This window comes from Polaromonas sp. P1_G2, from assembly GCF_056405515.1.
Genome location: NZ_JBFUBY010000583.1, coordinates 1 through 806 on the forward strand (window position 1 = coordinate 1; position 806 = coordinate 806).

The following is an 806-nucleotide window of genomic DNA, read 5'->3' on the forward strand; positions in this document are numbered from 1 at the left end:
TCATAGTAGTTGACGGCGCGAAAATCGAAGCCCAACTGGCTATCCCGGCTTGCGCTCCAAGTCGTGTTACGGGCAAGAACGTCAACTTCGCCGGACTGTAGAGCCGGAAAACGGTCCTTTGCCGAAAGCGGCGTGTATTTGACCTTGGTGGCATCACCAAACACCGCGGCTGCAATGGCCCTGCAGAGATCGACATCAAGGCCCGACCACTTTCCGGTGGAATCCTGTGCGCCAAAGCCCAGAAGATTGGAACCGTTGACACCGCACTGTACGAAACCCTTGGCTTTGACATCGTCAAGCGTGCCGGCATGAGCACTCACCGCGCCGAGCGCGACTACGGCGGCGCCGATCACACCGGTCAATAGCGTTTTGGACATTTTTCCCAACCTCTTGTTTGTCGTTGTTTCCCCGTGGATCCCCAATCGGGGATGTTCCAGCACCAACCGTTTTCCCTTCCGGAAGGCGGACCATTAAGACAATCTTAAACGCCACGATAGTCAAGACCGCACTGAGCATTTGCGGAAAATTATGCGCGAAATCTCGCCAATGGTAGAAAATGTGCAAAAATTCGCTGTTGATTTGGGCAGCTTGGCGAATAATTTTGCGCGAGCGCACGGGGCGCCTCATCGGAACGCCGACTTGACGCTTCTCCCGGCCTATGGAATGGCATTGCGATCACCAGAACATGGACTTGGCAGATGGCAATCGAGAAGCAGGCAGACGATTTCGGACCGAATACGAAGCTCACCCACCAGGGCTGGAAGCCCGGCGAATTCCACGGTTTCGTCAACCCGCCGGTCGTGCAT

The 806-nt window shown here is 55.6% G+C and carries 1 protein-coding gene; it reads right to left on the reverse strand.

All coding sequences use genetic code 11. The features are described 5' to 3' along the window. The coding region (locus AC1D0P_RS26320) for a transporter substrate-binding domain-containing protein (protein WP_477679418.1) at positions 1 to 377 on the reverse strand (377 nt) is incomplete at its 3' end. Positions 378 to 806: the final 429 nt, after the last annotated feature.